Here is a 300-nt window from a genome sequence, read left to right as displayed (position 1 = left end):
CCCCCCCCCCCCCCCCCCCCCCCCCCCCCCCCCCCCCCCCCCCCCCCCCCCCCCCCCCCCCCCCCCCCCCCCCCCCCCCCCCCCCCCCCCCCCCCCCCCCCTTTTCAAGCAGAAGACGGCATACGCGCTCAACGTCAGCGTCTCGTGGGCTCGGAGATGTGTATAAGAGACAGATCCAGTACTGCCGCGCCTTGTTGGGCACGCCGGCCGCGCTGTCGGGCGCGGACAGCTGCTCATAGCCCGCGAACAGCTTGAGCGCGGACAGCGTCACCGTGCCGCCCAGCGTCAGGTTGCGGGAGG

General features: G+C 76.3%; 1 pseudogene. It reads right to left on the bottom strand.

The annotated features are described in order from the left end of the window. Positions 1 to 300, bottom strand: a pseudogene (locus JHD82_RS30220) (hypothetical protein); the annotation flags it as partial.

Source organism: Delftia sp. ASV31 (assembly GCF_016428765.1).
GTDB lineage: Bacteria > Pseudomonadota > Gammaproteobacteria > Burkholderiales > Burkholderiaceae_C > Comamonas > Comamonas acidovorans.
The sequence above is the reverse complement of the archived record's forward strand: the minus strand, read 5'-3'. Positions and strand labels throughout refer to the sequence as shown.